This is a genomic window from Pantoea sp. MHSD4 (genome assembly GCF_021043305.1).
Taxonomy (GTDB): Bacteria; Pseudomonadota; Gammaproteobacteria; order Enterobacterales; family Enterobacteriaceae; genus Pantoea; species Pantoea eucalypti.
This window is the reverse complement of the sequence record NZ_JAJNDH010000004.1, coordinates 287607-305365: the sequence shown is the minus strand read 5'-3', so window position 1 is coordinate 305365 and position 17759 is coordinate 287607. Positions and strand designations below refer to the sequence as shown.

The 17759-nt window shown below is 55.1% G+C and carries 18 protein-coding genes and 1 pseudogene; 5 read left to right on the top strand and 14 right to left on the bottom strand.

The window, feature by feature from the left end; translation table 11 throughout:
- Window positions 1-18 precede the first annotated feature (18 nt).
- Window positions 19-288, top strand: coding sequence for a hypothetical protein (locus LQK91_RS14420; protein ID WP_003851569.1), 270 nt, complete (start codon window positions 19-21; stop codon window positions 286-288).
- Window positions 289-421: 133 nt separating this feature from the next.
- On the top strand, window positions 422-949 hold the full coding sequence (locus LQK91_RS14415) for a sterol desaturase family protein (RefSeq protein ID WP_033762477.1): 528 nt from the start codon (window positions 422-424) through the stop codon (window positions 947-949).
- Here LQK91_RS14415 and crtB read toward each other — a convergent pair.
- From crtB to LQK91_RS14385, 6 genes are all read right to left on the bottom strand, one after another.
- Entirely contained in the window at window positions 888-1817 is a 930-nt protein-coding gene (crtB, locus tag LQK91_RS14410; RefSeq protein WP_039661374.1) for a 15-cis-phytoene synthase CrtB, read from the bottom strand. The genes LQK91_RS14415 and crtB overlap by 62 nt on opposite strands.
- Window positions 1814-3292, bottom strand: coding sequence for a phytoene desaturase (locus tag LQK91_RS14405; protein WP_105099682.1), 1479 nt, complete (start codon window positions 3290-3292; stop codon window positions 1814-1816). The genes crtB and LQK91_RS14405 overlap by 4 nt, the downstream gene beginning before the upstream one ends.
- Window positions 3289-4449: a lycopene beta-cyclase CrtY gene (gene crtY, locus LQK91_RS14400; RefSeq protein WP_105099683.1), complete on the bottom strand. Its 1161-nt coding sequence runs from the start codon at window positions 4447-4449 to the stop codon at window positions 3289-3291. Before crtY ends, LQK91_RS14405 begins: the two co-directional genes overlap by 4 nt.
- Window positions 4436-5731, bottom strand: a complete 1296-nt coding sequence (locus LQK91_RS14395) for a glycosyltransferase (protein WP_105099684.1) — start codon at window positions 5729-5731, stop codon at window positions 4436-4438. The genes crtY and LQK91_RS14395 overlap by 14 nt, the downstream gene beginning before the upstream one ends.
- 9 nt (window positions 5732-5740) lie before the next feature.
- Window positions 5741-6649, bottom strand: a complete 909-nt coding sequence (locus LQK91_RS14390) for a polyprenyl synthetase family protein (protein WP_033762527.1) — start codon at window positions 6647-6649, stop codon at window positions 5741-5743.
- A 219-nt stretch (window positions 6650-6868) separates the two neighbouring features.
- A complete protein-coding gene (locus LQK91_RS14385; protein ID WP_105099685.1) occupies window positions 6869-7399 on the bottom strand; it encodes a YtfJ family protein in 531 nt (176 codons plus the stop codon).
- A gap of 166 nt (window positions 7400-7565) precedes the next feature.
- Between LQK91_RS14385 and LQK91_RS14380 the strand changes: the two genes are divergently transcribed.
- Window positions 7566-7793, top strand: coding sequence for a hypothetical protein (locus LQK91_RS14380; protein WP_003851555.1), 228 nt, complete (start codon window positions 7566-7568; stop codon window positions 7791-7793).
- Between the two features lie 27 nt (window positions 7794-7820).
- On the opposite strand, the gene LQK91_RS14375 is transcribed toward LQK91_RS14380, so the two are convergent.
- From LQK91_RS14375 to LQK91_RS14365, 3 genes are all read right to left on the bottom strand, one after another.
- On the bottom strand, window positions 7821-8498 hold the full coding sequence (locus LQK91_RS14375) for a pirin family protein (RefSeq protein ID WP_008924744.1): 678 nt from the start codon (window positions 8496-8498) through the stop codon (window positions 7821-7823).
- Between the two features lie 126 nt (window positions 8499-8624).
- Window positions 8625-10355 (bottom strand): DUF2534 family protein, encoded by a 1731-nt coding sequence (locus LQK91_RS14370; RefSeq protein ID WP_039661378.1) that lies wholly within the window; start codon window positions 10353-10355, stop codon window positions 8625-8627.
- 45 nt (window positions 10356-10400) lie between these two features.
- On the bottom strand, window positions 10401-10820 hold the full coding sequence (locus LQK91_RS14365) for a DUF2946 domain-containing protein (RefSeq protein ID WP_008924742.1): 420 nt from the start codon (window positions 10818-10820) through the stop codon (window positions 10401-10403).
- Between the two features lie 219 nt (window positions 10821-11039).
- Here LQK91_RS14365 and LQK91_RS14360 point away from each other — a divergent pair, with 219 nt between their 5' ends.
- Both LQK91_RS14360 and LQK91_RS14355 read left to right on the top strand, forming a co-directional pair.
- On the top strand, window positions 11040-11993 hold the full coding sequence (locus LQK91_RS14360; RefSeq protein WP_105099686.1) for a D-2-hydroxyacid dehydrogenase: 954 nt from the start codon (window positions 11040-11042) through the stop codon (window positions 11991-11993).
- Between the two features lie 198 nt (window positions 11994-12191).
- Window positions 12192-13133, top strand: a complete 942-nt coding sequence (locus LQK91_RS14355; RefSeq protein ID WP_105099687.1) for an Rpn family recombination-promoting nuclease/putative transposase — start codon at window positions 12192-12194, stop codon at window positions 13131-13133.
- Window positions 13134-13268: 135 nt separating this feature from the next.
- Here the strand turns inward: LQK91_RS14355 and glsB are convergent, their stop codons facing one another.
- The 5 genes and pseudogenes from glsB to fucO form a co-directional block, all read right to left on the bottom strand.
- Window positions 13269-14189, bottom strand: a complete 921-nt coding sequence (gene glsB, locus LQK91_RS14350; RefSeq protein ID WP_008924740.1) for a glutaminase B — start codon at window positions 14187-14189, stop codon at window positions 13269-13271.
- Window positions 14190-14266: 77 nt separating this feature from the next.
- Window positions 14267-15467, bottom strand: a pseudogene (locus tag LQK91_RS14345) (CynX/NimT family MFS transporter).
- 174 nt (window positions 15468-15641) lie between these two features.
- Window positions 15642-15818, bottom strand: a complete 177-nt coding sequence (locus tag LQK91_RS14340) for a hypothetical protein (RefSeq protein WP_008924738.1) — start codon at window positions 15816-15818, stop codon at window positions 15642-15644.
- Between the two features lie 104 nt (window positions 15819-15922).
- Window positions 15923-16096 carry a GhoT/OrtT family toxin gene (locus tag LQK91_RS14335; RefSeq protein ID WP_008924737.1) on the bottom strand — a complete coding sequence of 58 codons (174 nt, stop codon included), beginning with the start codon at window positions 16094-16096 and terminating at the stop codon, window positions 15923-15925.
- 309 nt (window positions 16097-16405) lie between these two features.
- Window positions 16406-17554, bottom strand: a complete 1149-nt coding sequence (fucO, locus tag LQK91_RS14330) for a lactaldehyde reductase (protein WP_033762474.1) — start codon at window positions 17552-17554, stop codon at window positions 16406-16408.
- Window positions 17555-17759 lie beyond the last annotated feature (205 nt).

Below are 17759 nucleotides of genomic sequence, written 5' to 3'. Positions count from 1 at the left end.
CGTTAAAAGAGGTTAATTTTGCATACCGATCTCACCTGGAAAACTCTGCATCGCGTCATTAACCAGACGATCTCAGACATGCTGGACGAGCAGCAGAGTATCAATGTGTTGTCACTCCGCGCCCGATTGCATGAACTGGCAGAAAAAGAGGAGGATGAGGTCATGGTCTTATGTTACTGGCAGGCGAGTAAAATTTTAATGCGATTGCCCGCCACGGTAACCGCCAGTCAGTTAATGGTTGCTGCACGTCACGCGTTTCGCACACCAATGGATCACGATTTAACCTGAAAGATATTTCACGCACGAAGGTGCCCGCCCCGTTCCCGTTATCCTCTGTTTATCTCCTGAACGCGGTTTTCCCCAACTTCTGTTAAAATTGAACCTCTGCGCCACTTTGCAGGATGCATGCTCGGGAGAAACTATGTTGTGGATTTGGAATGCCCTGATTGTTCTGGTCACCGTTATCGGTATGGAGATAACGGCTGCACTGGCGCACAAATATATTATGCACGGCTGGGGTTGGGGCTGGCATTTGTCTCATCATGAACCCCATAAAGGCTGGTTTGAGGTTAACGACCTTTATGCAGTGGTATTCGCCTGCCTGTCGATTTTGCTCATTTATCTGGGCAGCACAGGTGTCTGGCCGTTGCAGTGGATTGGCGCGGGGATGACGCTTTACGGTTTGCTCTATTTTATCGTGCATGATGGCCTGGTTCATCAACGCTGGCCGTTCCGCTATGTTCCGCGCCGGGGTTATCTGCGCAGACTTTATATGGCGCACCGCATGCATCATGCTGTACGTGGCAAAGAGGACTGCGTCTCGTTTGGTTTCCTTTATGCGCCGCCGTTGTCAAAACTGCAGGCGACGCTGCGGGAACGTCACGGTGTTAAACGGGGCGCTGCCAGAGGTAAGCGGGACGTGGAGCAGGATGCGCCATCCGGGAAGTAACCGCCTGACCTGATGCCGCCACCAGCATAGCCAGTTTCTCGGGTGTGCTGGTGGACTGGCGTTGATCCCACGCCTGTGAACCCGCCTGAACAACTTTCATCCCGATTTTACGATACACCTGTTTAGCAGTAGCAATCGCCCACGCTGAGCGCAGAGGCAAACCGGGCAGTCCGGCTAACGACGACTGGTAATAGGGCTCGGCCGTCTCTACCAGCCGACGGGCCACGCGACTCAGTGCCTGGCGATTATGCGGGTCAGCCAGCGTCTCTCGTGTCAGACCCGCTTCAGTCAGCCACTCGGCGGGCAAATAGCAGCGTCCCGCTTCAGCATCTTCAACGATATCGCGCGCAATATTGGTCAGCTGAAATGCCAGCCCGAGATCACAGGCACGATCCAGCGTGGCATTGTCTCGCACGCCCATAATCTGCGCCATCATCAGACCCACCACGCCCGCCACGTGATAACAGTAGCGCAGCGTATCATCCAGCGTCTGATAGCGTGTCTCGCGAACATCCATCGCAAAACCTGCAAGATGATCAAAGGCATAAGCAGGCAGAATGTCATGCGCCATCGCCACCTCCTGAAAGGCCGCAAAGGCAGGTTCATGCATCTGTGATCCGGCATAGGCCTGACGCGTTTTCATCTCCAGCTGCGCCAGGCGCTGTTCCGCAGATTGCAGCGACGGCGTATTGTTACTGAAGCCCAGCACCTGATCGTCAATCACGTCGTCACAGTGCCGACACCAGGCGTAGAGCATCAGCACACTGCGTCGTGTTTTGGCATCAAAAAGCTTCGATGCCGTGGCGAAGCTTTTTGAACCCACTTCCATGGTTTCTACGGCATGGTCGAGCAGTGACGGACTGTTCAAGCCAAATCCTCCAGCATTAATCCTGCAGTGGCTTTGGCCGAACCAATGACGCCCGGAATACCCGCGCCCGGATGGGTGCCTGCACCGACCAGATAGAGATTTTTGATCGTCTTATCGCGGTTGTGCGGCCGGAACCAGGCGCTCTGCGTCAGGATCGGCTCCACCGAGAACGCCGAGCCCTGATACGCATTCAGCTCATCGCGAAAATCAAACGGCGTGAAGATGCGGTGCGTCACGAGCTGACTGCGCAGGCCCGGCATATAGTGCTGCTCCAGATAGTCGAAGATACGATCGCGCAGGCGCGGACCTTCAACACTCCAGTCGATATCGGCGGTGCCGAGATGCGGCACGGGCGCCAGCACGTAATAGCTGCCGCAGCCTTCAGGTGCCAGTGACGGATCGGTCACGCAGGGCGCATGCAGATAGAGTGAGAAGTCCTCTGCCAGCGCGTCTTTGTTGAAGATCTCATCAATTAATTCGCGGTAGCGCGGACCAAAGCAAACCGTATGGTGCGCCAGCTGATCATGATGATGATTCAGGCCAAAATAGATCACAAACAGCGAGTTACTCATGCGCTTATTTTGCAGGGTTTTCCCCTGCGCCACAGATGCCGGATGCTGGCTCAGTAATTCACTATACGTGTGAACCACATCCGCGTTAGAGGCGACCGCACGGGTCGGGAATACCCGCCCGTCATCCAGATGCACGGCGGTAATTTTATTTTCCAGCGTCTCCAGACGGGCAACGCTGGCATTCAGCTCTACTTCCCCACCCAGATCCTCAAACAGTTTCACCATGCCCTGAACCAGCGCGCCAGTGCCGCCGCGTGGGAACCAGACGCCCCATTCACGTTCCAGTGCATGAATCAGGGTGTAAATTGACGACGTGGCAAAGGGATTTCCGCCCACCAATAGCGAGTGAAAAGAGAATGCCTGACGAAGATGTTCATCTTCAATGTAGCTTGCCACTTTGCTGTAAACACTGCGCCACGCCTGTAATTTTGCCAGCTGAGGTGCAGCACGCAACATGTCGCGGAAAGAGAGAAACGGCACAGTGCCGAGTTTCAGATAGCCTTCTGCAAACACCGCACGGGAATAGTCAAGAAAGCGCCGATAGCCTTCAACATCACGCGGGTTAAACGCGGCAATCTGTGCTTCCAGCGCTGGCTGATCGTTGTCATAACTGAATACCTTGCCAGACTCCCAGCAGAGGCGATAAAACGGCTTTACCGGCATCAGCTCGACATAGTCAGAGAGCTTTTTGCCCGCCAGCGTGAACAGCTCTTCAATGGCGCTCGGATCGGTAATCACCGTCGGACCGGCATCAAAGGTGTAGCCCTGATCCTCATAGACATAAGCCCGGCCGCCTGGCTTGTCACGCTGTTCCAGCAGTCGGGTGGGAATACCGGACGCCTGAAGGCGAATGGCCAGAGCCAGACCACCAAAGCCTGCGCCAATTACTGTCGTTCTATTCATTGCATCGCCTGTTGACGGTGAGGAGTCATAATAGCCTGTAATGCCGCCAGTACGGGAACCGGTGGCTTGCCGCTTAGGATACGCAGCCGATCAGACATAGTGAGTTTTCCCGCATAAAAACGGGCGATCAGACCTTCGGGAAGTCCGTAAAAACGTTGCATAACCTGCCAGCGCTGGTCAGCCGGACCCGCGAGAAACAGCATCCGGTTTAGCATGCGGAAGAAGCGCTGCTGCTGCCAGGCCTGACTGGCGAAATGCGCAATGGTGGCGTGCAGGGTTTCAGAGGTAAATGTCTGCATCTGAGCCAGCCGGTCAGCCAGCGAGACCGCCAGTGGCAGAGAGTAGCCAGTGGTAGGGTGAAATAACCCGGCACGCAGCCCGCTGCAGGGCAAATCGCGTTTCTGCCAGAAGGCACCCACGTCGCCGGTCAGTGTAATCGGTAACGCACCTTGCTCTTCTCGCAGTAGCTGGTTCAGTTTCCAGCCCTGCTGTGCGGCATAGTCACGGATATTCTGACGGGCGCGATCGCCTTCCAGCGTGGCGTGATCAATATAGTGGGTATCTTCAATCAGCACTGTATCGGCAGAAAACGGCAGGCTGTAGACAAAACGATAGCCTGCCTGCTGATCCACCGTTGCATCCATGATGATCGGTTCAGTCAGTCCGTGTGGTTCACTGAGCTGCCACTCCTGCCCGACGAACGACTGGAAGCCCATACGCAACGCGGTATCGGACTGATAGCCACGACCATCGATCACCGCGTCAGTGTCCAGTACGCGGCCATCCTCCAGCGTGACCGAGCGTGAAGCGATGTTCGCCACTCTGGTGTTCAGCAGCAGATCCGACGCAAATCTGTCACGAATGACCTGCGCAAAACGCTCTGCGGTCACGCAAAAATAGCCACTGTTCAGGGAACGATGTCGTTGAGGAAAGCGCACTTCATAACCGGGCCAGTGATGAACGACCAGTGGCGCAATCCAGTGATGCTGTGTTTCAGTCAGATCTTCCGCATGAAATGACCAGGTGTGATGCGCGCCTGGCTCATTTTCGGCATCAATTAAGAGAATGCGCAGGGACGGCCGCTGCTGACGCAGGCGCAAAGCAATCAGGCCGTTTGCCAGTCCCGCACCCACCAGAATAAGATCATACCGCGGCATAATCTCTCCTCTTAAGCACCGGTTTACGGGTCAGAATCGCCTGTTCGACAATGTCCGCTGCCAGTGTTGTCCCGCCCGCCTGACGAAGGGCGGTGCGCAGCGTTTTCATCTGCTCAACGTAACTCTCATCTGCCAGCAAGGTCTGGAGCTGGCGGGCCATTGAGTGGCTGGTGGTAAAGCGTGATGCGCGACGTCCGATACCGTGCCAGACCACTCTGGCCGCAACGCCTGGCTGATCAAAGGCCAGCGGGATCGCCAGAAGCGGCGTCAGGTGGTTAACTGCATCCAGCACCGTGTTCATCCCGCCGTGGGTGATGGCCAGATCGGCCTGCGCCAGAGCCGCTGCCTGATCGGCAAAATCGACCACCTGAACATGGCTGGCCTGCGCGAGTTTCTCCGCCTGAAACGGTGACAGGCGACCGCAATGCGCCAGCAATAACTGCGCGTCAATCTCCTGACAGGCACGGACGATGGTTTTAAACAGGCCGTAGCGATGACCCTGCAGGGTGCCGAGTGAAGCAAAAACCTTCGGTTTGTCGTCCTGCGTGAAATAGCGTGTCTTCGACGCAGCCGATGACGATTCCGCAGCGCGCAGAGGTCCAACCGCGTGGAAATGGTCGGGCAGGGTCTGGCGGGGAAAATCGAGTGCCGGGATAAGCTGGCTGATCTGTGCCAGCGGTGAAAAACAGTGATGCAGTTTTTCGCGCGGTGCTAATCCCATTGCATGAGCATTGCGGGCGATCACCCGATCGTGACGCCGCATCAGCCAGTCGTAGATTTTTTCACTGGTGCGATAGCGTTCGCGCGCCTGATCTGTCCCTGCATAGTCAAATGGCATCACGGCCAGCGGAAAATCGGCCTCACGGTTTAGCGGCAGCGCACAGGCAACCGAAACGAAAGGCAGATTCAGAAACTCTGCTGCTAATGCACCGGCAGGTTCCATCTGATCGACGATGACGCCATCGATCGCCAGCGTGTTCAGCACCACCGGCAATTCGCGACAGAGCATATCGGTGCTGCGCGCCATCTCATTGATCAGTTTCAGCATCGACGGGCCAAGAGGATGCGCCGCCAGCTGCAGGGTATGCGCCAGACTGCCCGCGGGATGCGAGGCTAAGCCCAGCGGGAAAAAGCCAATTCGCCGGTCAGTGAGAAGCGCGCTGACGTCCGTCTGCTGGATAAAGGTAATCTGGTGTCCGCGCGCGATTAAAGCCTGGCTAAGATGCTGAAGCGCCTGCACATGGCTATAAAAGGGCGGTGCGATGACCGCGTAGTGGCTCATGCAGCATCCTTAACTGACGGCAGCGAGTTTTTTCTCAAACCAGGCCTGAACAAAATGATGTGTGGAATAACCGTCCTGACAGGCCGAGAGCAGATGCTCGCTGGCGCAACGCAGATGGTCTCGCAGTCGCGTTTCCACTGCCTGAGGCCCAAGCAGATTCACCAGCGTCGATTTACCCTCATCCTGATGGGTATCTTTGCCGGTATCGGCCATGCCGTCGGTAAGATCGTCCAGCAACTGGAAAGCCTGACCGAGATTCAGTGAAAAACGGTGCAGCTCTTCGCGGGTCTCTGCAGACGCTTCTGCCACAATGGAGGCCATCTGCATTGAGGCGCAGAACAGCGTGCTGGTTTTATAGTGATTGGTCATCAGAATGGCATCAGCACTGCGTGGTTTGTCACCCTCTGAGAGATCTTTGAATTGACCCTGCACCAGTCCCTGCATACCGACCGCATGGGATAACTCCGCGACGGCGTCTGCTCGTGCGGCCGCTGTTAAGCCTTCTGCCATGGCGACCACGCCAAATGCCTTACTCAGCAGTGCAACCGCGGCCAGAATCGCCACATGTTCGCCATACTGACAGTGAATGGTCGGCCGTCCACGACGCAACTGCGCATCATCCATGCAGGGCATGTCATCCAGAATCAGGGAGGCGGCATGGACCATCTCCACTGCACAGGCGAGATCAAGCAAACCGGCGGGCGTGACGTCGCAACCGAGATCGCGCGCGGCCAGCAGTAGCAGCAGTGGACGAATACGCTTTCCCGGTGCCAGCGCACCGTCGCGCATTGCAGCGCCGACCAGGTCACGTTCACTTTCAACCGGTAAAAGCTGGTCGAGCCGTTGCTCAATCTCGTTCAACAGGCTCGCAGCCTCACTGCGGTTGAAATTGACGTGTTGTTCTGCACAGACCGTCATCATGGCTGTCCTTATCTACAGAGGAAGTCACAGCAGGTCGAAATTCTTCGATGCCATCTTCAATAATCGTCCCCGACTGCCCTTGCATAGTGGGCAGGTTTTCAAAGAACGGCGGGTAATTCCATTACAACTAAGCGTAGTTCACAGAGATAAAAATGTCGGTAAATTCAGCAGCATTCCGTATTTAACGTCGATAATTAACGGGGCATTCTGCCTGAATCAACCCAGTAATGCGCGCAGCGTTTTTATCACGCTGGCGACATCCTCGTCAGATAATGCGCCATCTTTGGCGAAACGCACAATTCCCTTCGGATCAATGACGGCCACTGACGCGTTTTCCGGCAGAAGATGCCAGCTGTGAGCGGTAACGCCACTGCTGTCGATAATGAATTGCTGCCATGGGTCAGCCTTTTTACTGGACGCAATGCTGCGCACTACAAAAATGGCACTGCCGGGCAGAGCATCGTCAGTATTGACGATGGTGGTGGTCTGGAAACGGTCTCGCGGCAGTCGGGCCTGCTGAATGGCATTGATTAAAGGCTCGCTCTGATCTTTCGCAGAGAGACGACCCGCCACATGAATCACCAGACGCACTTTTCCGGTCAGAGTCTGACTGTTCCAGCGCTGATAATGAATGTCGCCCTGTTTCAGCACCATTTCGCCTTTGTCGGCGACATAGACGGTGGGGACAGGAAAACCCGTTTTCAGGGTGTGGGCAGTGGCGAAACCCGAAAAAAGAAGGGCTATCATCAATCCATAATGGCGCACAGGGTCCTCACTTCTTTTTGGTTTACGGTAGGCCAGCTAACTCATCAGCAGGCAGAAGATTAGTATCACATCTATGTTTCAGATCAATAAAGGCATTTAATAACTGGAGTCAAAATAGCGGGGAAGATCTGATTACTGGAGGTGTGAAATGAGTACAACACTGATGACGCTACCTGAATTTGCCCGTTATATTGGCATCGCAACTCCAACGCTGGCGCGCGCCTTTTGCTGTCGGGGATCGCTGGGAGGCGTGCCGCTGCCACAGGCGCTGGATGATGCCCCGCTGACGCAGCGTCACTGGCTGCGCGACGATGTCTGTCAGTTTGATCATGCCTATAAACGGGTTCAGGCGAGGCAGCAACGTAAAACGCTTTAATCAGCGCGGGGATAGTCCCGCGCTTTCTTATGCAAAATTATCGGGCTTCACCAGGAAACAGACCAGATTAGCCTCACGGTCGCCCACGATTTCAATGGTGTCATCCAGCCCGCTGACTGCGTCTCCACGACCCAGACGGTGATCGCCCACGCGGATAATGCCTTCAAGCACGGTGAGATAAGCGACAAATCCCGGCATTGAAGGCACATTGAGCGTATGGTTGCGCGCCAGCAGCGTGTCGTAGATATAGACCTCCTGGCGCAGTTCCAGTGGCGCGTCAGACGTTTCTGGCCCGGCCAGTTCGGTCCAGCCGTTGGTCATAATGCCCTGGTCGCGTTCCAGCACCTGAGTCATCGCTTCCCCGCCCGGCTGTGAAGGCCGAATCACAGCCTGCAACAACTCCGCTTCATACAGCGGCACCGACTCTTCGTACTGAACACCTTCACCCGCATTGACCACCATCACTTTCTTTGCAGAGAGCTGTGTGCGCTCGCCGTTGCTGTCCTGATGTTGCATCGAACCGCGCCAAAGGTAAGTGAACACTTCTTCATTCTGATGCTGCTGCATCGGAATCCGGGCATCCAGTTTTAACGACATCAGGTCAACACTGATCAGCGGGCTCAGGGCAGCGCCGGGCCGCTGGCGACGAACGGTGAAAGGACCGTACTCAAAAAGTTGCTCAGGATTTGCTCGCACAATGTTCATGATTAGCTCTTAAATAAAGTGACCAATAACAACGATCATAGACCTCAGACGTAAAATGAGAAGCCGGGGGATTTGCCCGGCTTCGTCAGTTATTTTGAATAATAGACAATTTGCCGTGCTGGCAGCCTACTTGCCCTGTTCGTCACTTTCACCCAGAAAGAAATACCAGAGTGGAATCGACAACAGCCCGGTAAAGACGGTGGAGTAGAGCAGGATCATCATCGCCTGAGTGATATACATAGTCAGTGACCAGTGGCTGAAAGGGATCTGATACTGATCAATCACGCCACCAATCATCGCATTTGCCATTACCGAGATGACAATCAGCGCCAGCACCGTGACGCTGCGCAGAAAATAACGCATCTCTTTACGTTTACCGGCGAAGCGCGACTGAACGATAGCCAGCGGCGACTGCTTATCCGGGGCGATTTCCACCTGAACGATAGCGGCTCGCTGCGCACTGCGCCAGCGCTGAATATCCAGCAAAATCAGCACTATCAGGCTGACACCCATAACGGGCAGGGCATAGCCCAGGGCCAGCATGACAATCAGACTGGTACCCTGTGCGTAGCGCGGCAGTGACAGCCAGGCGGACAACAGCGTCTGCGATGGGCTGAGCTGAGGAACAGCCGGGCGACGTATCCACCACATGCGGTAGCCCAGCACAATCATTGTGCAGAGACCAAAGCCAAACAGCGCCAGAATCAGCTGGTTGGGCAGGCCAAACAGCACGCCCATATGGGCATCCACGCCCCAGCGGGTCAGTTTCGCCACCAGCGGGAAGCTGGCGAACTCAACGCGATCGACCACGCTGAAATTAACCGGATTGATGGAAACTGCATCGACCTGGCTCGGCCAGCTGCGATCAATCTCTGACACTGTCCATGCCTGTTCAGCGTTCTTAGGCTGGCGCAGTTCCAGTTTTGTGGCGTGAAGTCCGGCCTGACGTGCAGCCGCCAGGGCCTGATCCCAGCTGGCATTCGGCTGATTCAGGATCACCGGCGGCGCGGTTTTCGCTGGCATGGTCATCCCGGACATCGTCATTCCTTCCATCGCACCGCGATGGTCAGCATGGGGATCGGCGGCTTCGGCAGGAACGTTACCATTCAGCGCGGTGTTAACCTGCGGCGTTGTCCAGCCGAAGTCGCTGCGCATCTTATCAATGTTGTTGCCCGCCCACTGTGACCAGGTCAGCCCCGTGACTGAAAAGAACACCAGGCCGATGGCCAGAATCAGACCCAGCGTGACGTGCCAGTGACGCGTTGCTGCAAAGCCACTCAGCGCTTTTTTACGGTGTCGTGGTGGCCGCGTGCCGGCCCATAAAACGAGTCCACCCAGCGCGGCGACCCACAGCCACGAAGCCGCCAGTTCACTGTAATTGCGACCAAAATCTCCCAGCAACAGGCCGCGATGCAGCTGATCCAGCCACATTCGCAGCGGCAACACACCGCTGGTGCCATAGACCGTCATATCGCCTTTCACCTGCAGGGTGTAGGGATCGATAAACAGCGAGCGCGACTCAGATGGACCCAACTGAGGCTCAGCAAACTGCACCCGGGTTGTATCCAGCGGGCCTGGTGCGGGACGCACGGCGTAAATGCGCGCGGACTCACCGGCACGGGCACGGGCAGCGGCAATCTGAGCTGACAGCGGTTGTGCGACACCCTGCGCGTCAGTGGTCAGGGCATCGTGGTAAATCGCCTGTTCCAGCTGCGGCGTAAGAACGTAGAGCGTACCGGTGAGAGCGGCGACGAAAATAAACGGCGCAATAAACAGGCCAATATAAAAATGCAGGCGGCGAAACAGGTTAAAAACAGTGCCGCGTGGTGCAGGGGACATTTCCCGATTAGAGGACATAGCATTCCACACTTTTCAAAAGACAAAGGCGATCTGGTGACGTTGTCACGCAATCGAATCAGTTAGCAGTCGGTGTGACGCAAAACAGGGTGGCGCACGCGGTCGGTGAAGGCGCAGTAATCGTCGCCATTGCGGCGGATTAATGGCAGAAGGAGGCGGGGCGCGGCTTATCAGGCACATCCACCAGATGAACGGGATAAAGACCCATAGCATCAGCGGCACATGAACCAGCAAATCGCAGTAACCACAGGCAAAGCCCGAACCCATCATCATCCCGTGATCCGCCATCGCCATCTCGCTGTGATGATCCATCATGGGCATCTCTGCGCTCATGGCAGAGGCATCCTGCATCATGGCGCGATGTTCAGCCAGATTTTTAGAGATCATCGGGGCAACAAACAACAGCAGCACGGCCAGTATCGCAATACCGGCTGTGAGTCGCTGTCGGATGTCAGATCTCTGCATGATTTTAACAGGCATTTGGGGTCAGAATTCAGGGCGGCAGTGTAACGCGAAGGGGATAAAAGGGTTAAATAAAGTGGCTTCTGTAGCGAGAAAATTCGCACTCTTTGAACATATTCACTTTAATTTCAGCATCATTTAACGTAGTTGTTACCACCAGAACACATACAAATAACATTAATGTTTCGGCTGCAGTTAAACCGAACCCATAAAGGACTAAGAATGAAAATTGTCATGCTGGATGGCGACACGCTGCCTGTTTCACTGCCGACCGGAAAGCAGAATGCTGACTGGGAAATTCGTGCACAGACTTCGGTCAGTGAAATCGTGTCGGCGCTTACGGGCGCCACGGTCGCGATCACCAATAAAGTGCCGTTGCGTGCCGACACCTTAAAACTCTTACCCGATCTGCGCTTTATTTGTGTCGCGGCGACCGGATATGACTGTATTGATCTCGATGCCTGTCATACACGCGGTATTGTGGTCAGTAATGTTCCTGGTTACTCCACCCAGAGCGTTTCAGAGGCGGTTATCGCCGCGATTTTTGCCCTGCGCCGTCAGATGATGGCTTACGCCAGCAATACCCGCATCGACTGGCCGCAGGCTCAGCACTTCTGTCTGCATCGTCAGCCGATAGGGGATATTGGCGGCGCAATGCTGGGTATCGTGGGCAAGGGCGACATTGGCCAGGCGGTCGGCAGGCTGGCTAAGGCGCTGGGTATGCAGGTGCAGTATGCCGAGCGTAAAGGCAGTGACAGGGTGCGTGAGGGTTATGTCAGCTTCGAACAGATGCTCGCGACAAGCGATATTATTTCGCTTCACTGCCCGTTGAGTGACAGCACTCGTCAGATGATCGATCGTCAGGCGCTGGAGAAAATGAAACCGCATACGCTGCTAATCAATACCGCGCGCGGCGGACTGATTAACGAAGCCGACCTCGCTAAGGCGTTAAAACAGGGTGTCATTGGGGGCGCGGCGCTGGATGTGCTGAGCAGCGAGCCGCCCGCGCCCGACAATCCGCTGCTGGCGGATCTGCCAACTCTGCTGCTGACGCCGCACATTGCCTGGGCGAGTCGCAGCGGTGTGGAGAATCTGGTGACTGGCGTGATGGCCAATATCGCGGCCTTTATGCAGGGCGAGCCGGTTAATGTGGTGAGTCGGGCCTTGCGGAAATAGTTTTAATGTCTGACATGCGTTGATATTCAGAGCAACCTCGTAGAATTCAGGTGACACGTTTTACAGTGGTTATTAATCAGGCTATTAGTTTCGTTATCTCCATCAGTGACTAAACGTGCGTGCGCGACAGGAATTAGCGCCTTTTACTGGCTGACTCAGCCGTTGTAAGCGCTTCAGGAACAGAAAGGATTCTGGCCAGTGAAAAAGAAGAACAGCACACCCACACCTCATGATGCGACATTCCGGCAATTTCTGACTCAGCCGGATATTGCCCGGGATTTTATGGCGCTGCACCTGCCGCCGGAGCTGCGCGTACGCTGTGATCTCAGCACCCTGAAGCTGGAGTCGGGGTCGTTTGTGGAGGATGACCTTCGGCAGTACTTCAGCGACGTGCTTTACAGTCTTAAAACAACCGCTGGCGATGGATATATCCATGTACTTATTGAGCATCAGTCAGCACCTGACAAACACATGGCATTTCGGCTGATGCGCTATGCAGTGGCAGCTATGCAGCGCCATCTGGAAGCCGGGCATAAGACATTGCCGCTGGTGATACCCATCCTGTTTTACACCGGCAGACGCACGCCCTATCCCTATTCGACCCGGTGGCTGGATGAGTTTGATGACCCGGTGCTGGCGGACAGGCTTTACAGCCACAGTTTTCCGCTGATCGATGTCACGGTGATTCCTGACGATGAGATCATGCAACACCGCAACATGGCGGCTCTGACCCTGTTGCAAAAGCACATCCGGCAGCGAGATCTGACAGAGCTGATGGACAGGCTGGTATCCATTTTGATGGCAGGCGATCACTCTTCATCACAGGTGATATCGCTGGTACACTACATGGTACAGGCGGGCGAAACATCAGACGCCAAAGCCTTTGTACGGGAGCTGGCACGGCGTGTGCCCCAACACGAGAACGCACTTATGACTATTGCACAACAGCTTGAGCAGATAGGTCTTGAGAAAGGCATCGAACAGGGTATTGAACAGGGCATCGAACAGGGACGAAAAGAAGGTGTTCGTGGCGCGAGCCTGAGAATTGCGCGTAACCTGCTGATGAATGGTATGGATCGCAACACGGTTATGCAGATGACCGGTCTGAATGAAGACGATCTGACACAAATTTCACACTAAGATATTTTTTGCACTCTGATAATTACTGGTGCCTCACATCGCCAGTGCGCGGCACCCTTCAAATCAGACGGCTTTCCCAACATCCTGAAATTACGCCGTGTTTTATGACGGCGAGCTAAATATTCTCGCTCAGCATCAAAATATCGAGCGCCCCAGCTTATCAGTCAGCAATTCCAGCACAGCGGTTCCCGCCAGTGAATTACCCGCGCTGTCCAGCCCAGGTGACCAGACGGCGATGCTCATCTCGCCGGGAATGATAGCAATAATTCCACCCCCCACACCTGACTTAGCTGGCATTCCGACGCGCCATGCGAACTCGCCTGCGCCATCGTACATCCCGCTGGTGATCATCAGTGCGTTTATCTGTCGGGCCTGACGTGGCGTGATCATCTGACTGCCATCCAGCGTTTTTCCCTGATTCGCCAGGTAGATAAAGGTGCGGGCCAGCTCAATGCAGTTCATTGAAAGTGAGCAATAGTGGAAATAGGTCTGCATCACGCTGGTGACATCATTATCAAAATTACCAAACGACTTCATTAACCAGGCGATGGCTGCATTACGGGCCGAGTGTTCAAATTCAGAACGGGCAACATGGCGATCATAATTAATATCGGGCTGCTGACTGAGCTGACGCACAATTTCCAGCATTCGCTGCCGTGGTGCGGTCAGACGGGTTTCCAGCAGATCGCAAATCACCAGTGCACCGGCATTGATGAAAGGGTTACGCGGCTTACCCTGTTCCAGCTCAAGCTGCACCAGCGAATTAAAAGGCTGACCTGAGGGCTCTTTGCCGACCCGCTGCCAGATTTCGCTGTCGTCATAGCGCGTCAGTGCCACAGTGAGTGAGAGCGCCTTTGAGATCGACTGAATCGAAAAGCGCGTCTCAGCATCACCTGCCTGAAAGAGCGTGCCGTCACGCAGGCAAACCGCAATCGCCAGATTGTCGGCCGCCACATCCGCCAGCGCAGGAATATAGTCAGCCACCTTTCCCTGATGGACCAGCGGACGTACCTGGTCCAGGATCGCCTGCAGCAGAGCATTATTCAGTTCAGACACTTACCTTCTCCCGTCGATTCTTGCTGTCCGCATCCGCGACCAGCGAATCATTAATTGATAGCGGCTGGGCCGCAGGTTCAGCTGATAGGTTTTGACTGCGCTGCCAGCGGAGCCAGCAGCATCTGTAGCAGGCTCAGCAGGGCCAGTACACCGAAAGGCAGCGTCCAGTTACCGCTCTGCTCATGGAGCACGCCGAAAAACAAAGGGCCAAATGCCGCCAGTGCATAACCCACACACTGCGCCATGCCCGACAGTTGCGAGGCCTGGCGGTGATGAGTGGCTCGCAGATTAAACAGCGAGAGGCAAAGCACCAGCGATGCGCCCGCGCCCAGTCCAGCCAGAGTCAGCCAGATGGCGGCCCAATGCGGATTAAGCATCAAACCCAGCATGCCAAGGAAAATACCCGATGAGGCAATAAATGCAGTGAGCCGGGCGTCTTTAACCCGCTTCAGAACCACCATACAGCCCAGATTGGCAATGATCGCAATCGCCTGATACCAGAATAGCAGCCAGCCCGCACGGGTCTGACTGAAGCCATTGTCCTGAGCAAAGATAGCAAACCAGTCGATCAGGGTATAAAAATGCCAGCGACTGCAGCGCCATAAACAGCGCAATCTGCCAGCCCCCGGCTGATTTCCAGGGATGACGATACGCGACGGGCGCATCGGTTGCCGCGACTGTTGACTGCCGCTGACGCAACAGCGGCAGCCAGACAATCAGCGCCACCAGCCCGGGCAGTGCCCAGACGACCAATGAGAGTCGCCAGCCGGCCGATGAAAGCTGGCTCAGCGGCACGGCAATGCCTGAAGCCAGGCTGGCAGTGATCGACATCGTTGCAGCATAGAGACCAATATATTTAGCGGTGTGGGCGGTGAAATCGCGTTTAATCAGTGGCGGCAACAACACGTTGGCGGCGGCAATGCCTGCGCTAAGCAGCAGCGTTCCCCCCCACAGTGCTGCTTCGGCGGGGTGCCAGCGCAACAGTGAACCGGCCGTGATCAGACACAGCGCACCCCACAAACTCCGCTCCAGCCCAAGCTGATTTCCCAGCCAGGCGGCGGGTGGGGCGAGCAGGGCAAAGAGGATAAGTGGAATAAAATTAAACAGGCCCGCTTCACCGGCAGTGAGTCCAAACGTCTGACGAATATCCTGCAATACCGGGCCAGCGACAGTAATAGGTGCGCGAAGGTTCGCGGCAGTAAGCAGCAGGACGAACAAAAAAAACGTAGCGCTTGAAAACGCAGTAGGAGATTTAGCGGCGTGTTGTACAGGCATCATGGCAGGGATCATCACAGGCAGCAGTGCTGCGGGGGCGTTGCTTGACGTTAACGCTTACGCATCAGAATTGATGTCTGGGCGCTACTCTACTGACCGGTTAGGGGAGTGTAAAGCCTTGTAATGCTATGAGATAGCGCAAATGCGATCTCGCAGCACTGTTGGCCGTTTTACCGATCAGTGAAATTCAGGTTCAGGGAAGTGACCGCAGTCATTCTGGCTGGGATTGGTGCCGGGCTGGCAGGTCTGCTGACGGGTTTCGGCTGCGGGAACCTGTTTTTCAGCGTGCCACGGGGCGCTGGCGCTACATGCACTAAGAAGTGAAACCAGAATCATCACACTGACAACGCGCATAGCCGCTCCTTATTAACCGTCACGAACAAAGTTACGTCGGTGATCGCAGGTTTGCAGGTCAGGGACGTCTTACCTTAGTGTGGTCGCTAAGGAGATTCTGTCAATTAAAACAGCGCAAACATCAGGGCGACAGGAAAACTCATCGGCCAGGTCGCACCGACTAAAAAGGCGCTCAGCAGTTTGATACTCAGCTTATCTTTTGCGATGAAGAACGTGATCAGCGTAGCGACCAGTGCAACAACAGCATAGAAAATGAGCATTCCCTGGTACAGTGTCATCGTAATCTCCGCAGCGTCATTAAGGTTTTCGCTGCGCATGATGCGGATTTTTGTGATCCAGATCAAGAGGTGCGCGGTTTAGGATCTAAAGAAATCATGGATTAAGCGCGCAATTCGGACTCTGAACTGAACTATCACATCAGGCGATTTCAGGCTGAAACCCGGCCGAAAAATGCCGCTAAAACCTTTGCTGCCGCCGCAAATGCATTCCTACAACCGCTGGCGAATACTTCTCTGTTATTCGTTTGCAGGATGTAAAAAGCCCGCCAGCGAGTGCGGGCAATATATTACAGCGCCAAGGGGTGTGACTTAACTCTGGTGATATAACGCCATCACTTCCTCCAGGTCCGGAGTCCGTGGGTTGCCGCCAGTGCAGACATCATCCAGCGCCGCCTGTGCCAGTGCTGGGATATCCACTTCTTTTAAGCCCACTTCACGCAGCGAGCGGGGAATACCCACATCGCGACAGAGCTGACGAACCGCGGCGACCGCCGCTTCCCGCGCCTGATCCAGCGATAATGACTCGACCTGTTTTACACCCATTGCGCGGGCAACATCGCGATATTTTTCGCCTGTGCAGGAGGCATTCCACGCCATCACCTGCGGCAGCAGAATAGCGTTCGCTACACCGTGCGGGACGTTATAAAACGCGCCAAGCGGGTGTGCCATGCCATGCACCAGACCAAGGCCGACATTGGAGAAACCCATACCGGCCACATATTGTCCCAGCGCCATCTGCTCAACCGCCTCAATATTTCCTGCCACCGATTTGCGCAGTGACTGGCTGATAATCTCAATGGCTTTGAGGTGCAGCATATCGGTCAGGGGCCAGGCGCCGCGTGTGATGTAGCCTTCAATGGCATGGGTTAAGGCATCAATACCCGTCGCAGCCTTCAGCGAAGCTGGCATGCTCGCCATCATCTCCGCATCAATGATCGCCACTTTCGGAATGTCATGAGGATCGACACAGACAAACTTACGGCGCTTCTCTTCATCAGTAATGACGTAATTAATCGTCACTTCTGCGGCTGTGCCTGCCGTGGTCGGGATGGCGATGATTGGCACACACGGATGGCGGGTGGGGCTGGCGCCTTCCAGACTGCGGACATCTTCAAACTCAGGGTTATTAATAATAATGCCGATCGCCTTGCTGGTATCCTGTGGTGAGCCGCCACCGATGGCTATCAGGTAGTCGGCATCTGACTCTCTGAACACCGCAACACCCTTCTGCACAACCCGAATGGTAGGATTCGGCACCACCTCATCATACACCGCCCAGTCAAGCTGATGGTGCGCCAGCAGATCAGTCACCCGTTTCAGCGCACCCGCCGCGACCAGCGCTTTGTCAGTAACGATCAGTGCTTTTCGCATCCCGCGACGTTGTACCTCTTCCGGCAAATGGCGCAAAGCACCAGCACCAAACCAGGCGGTTTCATTGAGAATCATACGTTGGGTCATTAAAACATCCTCTGTTAACAAATGGATTTTTAACATCCGTGATCTCCGGTGGATGTTCTGCGCAGACCCTCTCACTTTCAGGTAAAGACATTTGATAAAAATCAATCAATTAGTAAAAATCGCTGCGCCTGTGCCCGCTGGTTTTCGTGCGGTATGTCTGAAATCAGGCTATAGACCTGTTGATGGATTTCTCACAGTCGTCAGT

Coding starts and splice junctions, on each gene's coding strand:
- fucO (WP_033762474.1), bottom strand. CDS start 17,554: ATGACCCAACGTATGATTCTCAATGAAACCGCCTGGTTTGGTGCTGGT.
- crtY (WP_105099683.1), bottom strand. CDS start 4,449: ATGCCGCGGTATGATCTTATTCTGGTGGGTGCGGGACTGGCAAACGGC.
- LQK91_RS14360 (WP_105099686.1), top strand. CDS start 11,040: ATGAAAATTGTCATGCTGGATGGCGACACGCTGCCTGTTTCACTGCCG.
- LQK91_RS14415 (WP_033762477.1), top strand. CDS start 422: ATGTTGTGGATTTGGAATGCCCTGATTGTTCTGGTCACCGTTATCGGT.
- LQK91_RS14390 (WP_033762527.1), bottom strand. CDS start 6,649: ATGACGGTCTGTGCAGAACAACACGTCAATTTCAACCGCAGTGAGGCT.
- LQK91_RS14395 (WP_105099684.1), bottom strand. CDS start 5,731: ATGAGCCACTACGCGGTCATCGCACCGCCCTTTTATAGCCATGTGCAG.
- LQK91_RS14335 (WP_008924737.1), bottom strand. CDS start 16,096: ATGACACTGTACCAGGGAATGCTCATTTTCTATGCTGTTGTTGCACTG.
- LQK91_RS14405 (WP_105099682.1), bottom strand. CDS start 3,292: ATGAATAGAACGACAGTAATTGGCGCAGGCTTTGGTGGTCTGGCTCTG.
- LQK91_RS14340 (WP_008924738.1), bottom strand. CDS start 15,818: ATGCGCGTTGTCAGTGTGATGATTCTGGTTTCACTTCTTAGTGCATGT.
- LQK91_RS14385 (WP_105099685.1), bottom strand. CDS start 7,399: ATGATAGCCCTTCTTTTTTCGGGTTTCGCCACTGCCCACACCCTGAAA.
- LQK91_RS14380 (WP_003851555.1), top strand. CDS start 7,566: ATGAGTACAACACTGATGACGCTACCTGAATTTGCCCGTTATATTGGC.
- LQK91_RS14375 (WP_008924744.1), bottom strand. CDS start 8,498: ATGAACATTGTGCGAGCAAATCCTGAGCAACTTTTTGAGTACGGTCCT.
- LQK91_RS14365 (WP_008924742.1), bottom strand. CDS start 10,820: ATGCAGAGATCTGACATCCGACAGCGACTCACAGCCGGTATTGCGATA.
- LQK91_RS14370 (WP_039661378.1), bottom strand. CDS start 10,355: ATGTCCTCTAATCGGGAAATGTCCCCTGCACCACGCGGCACTGTTTTT.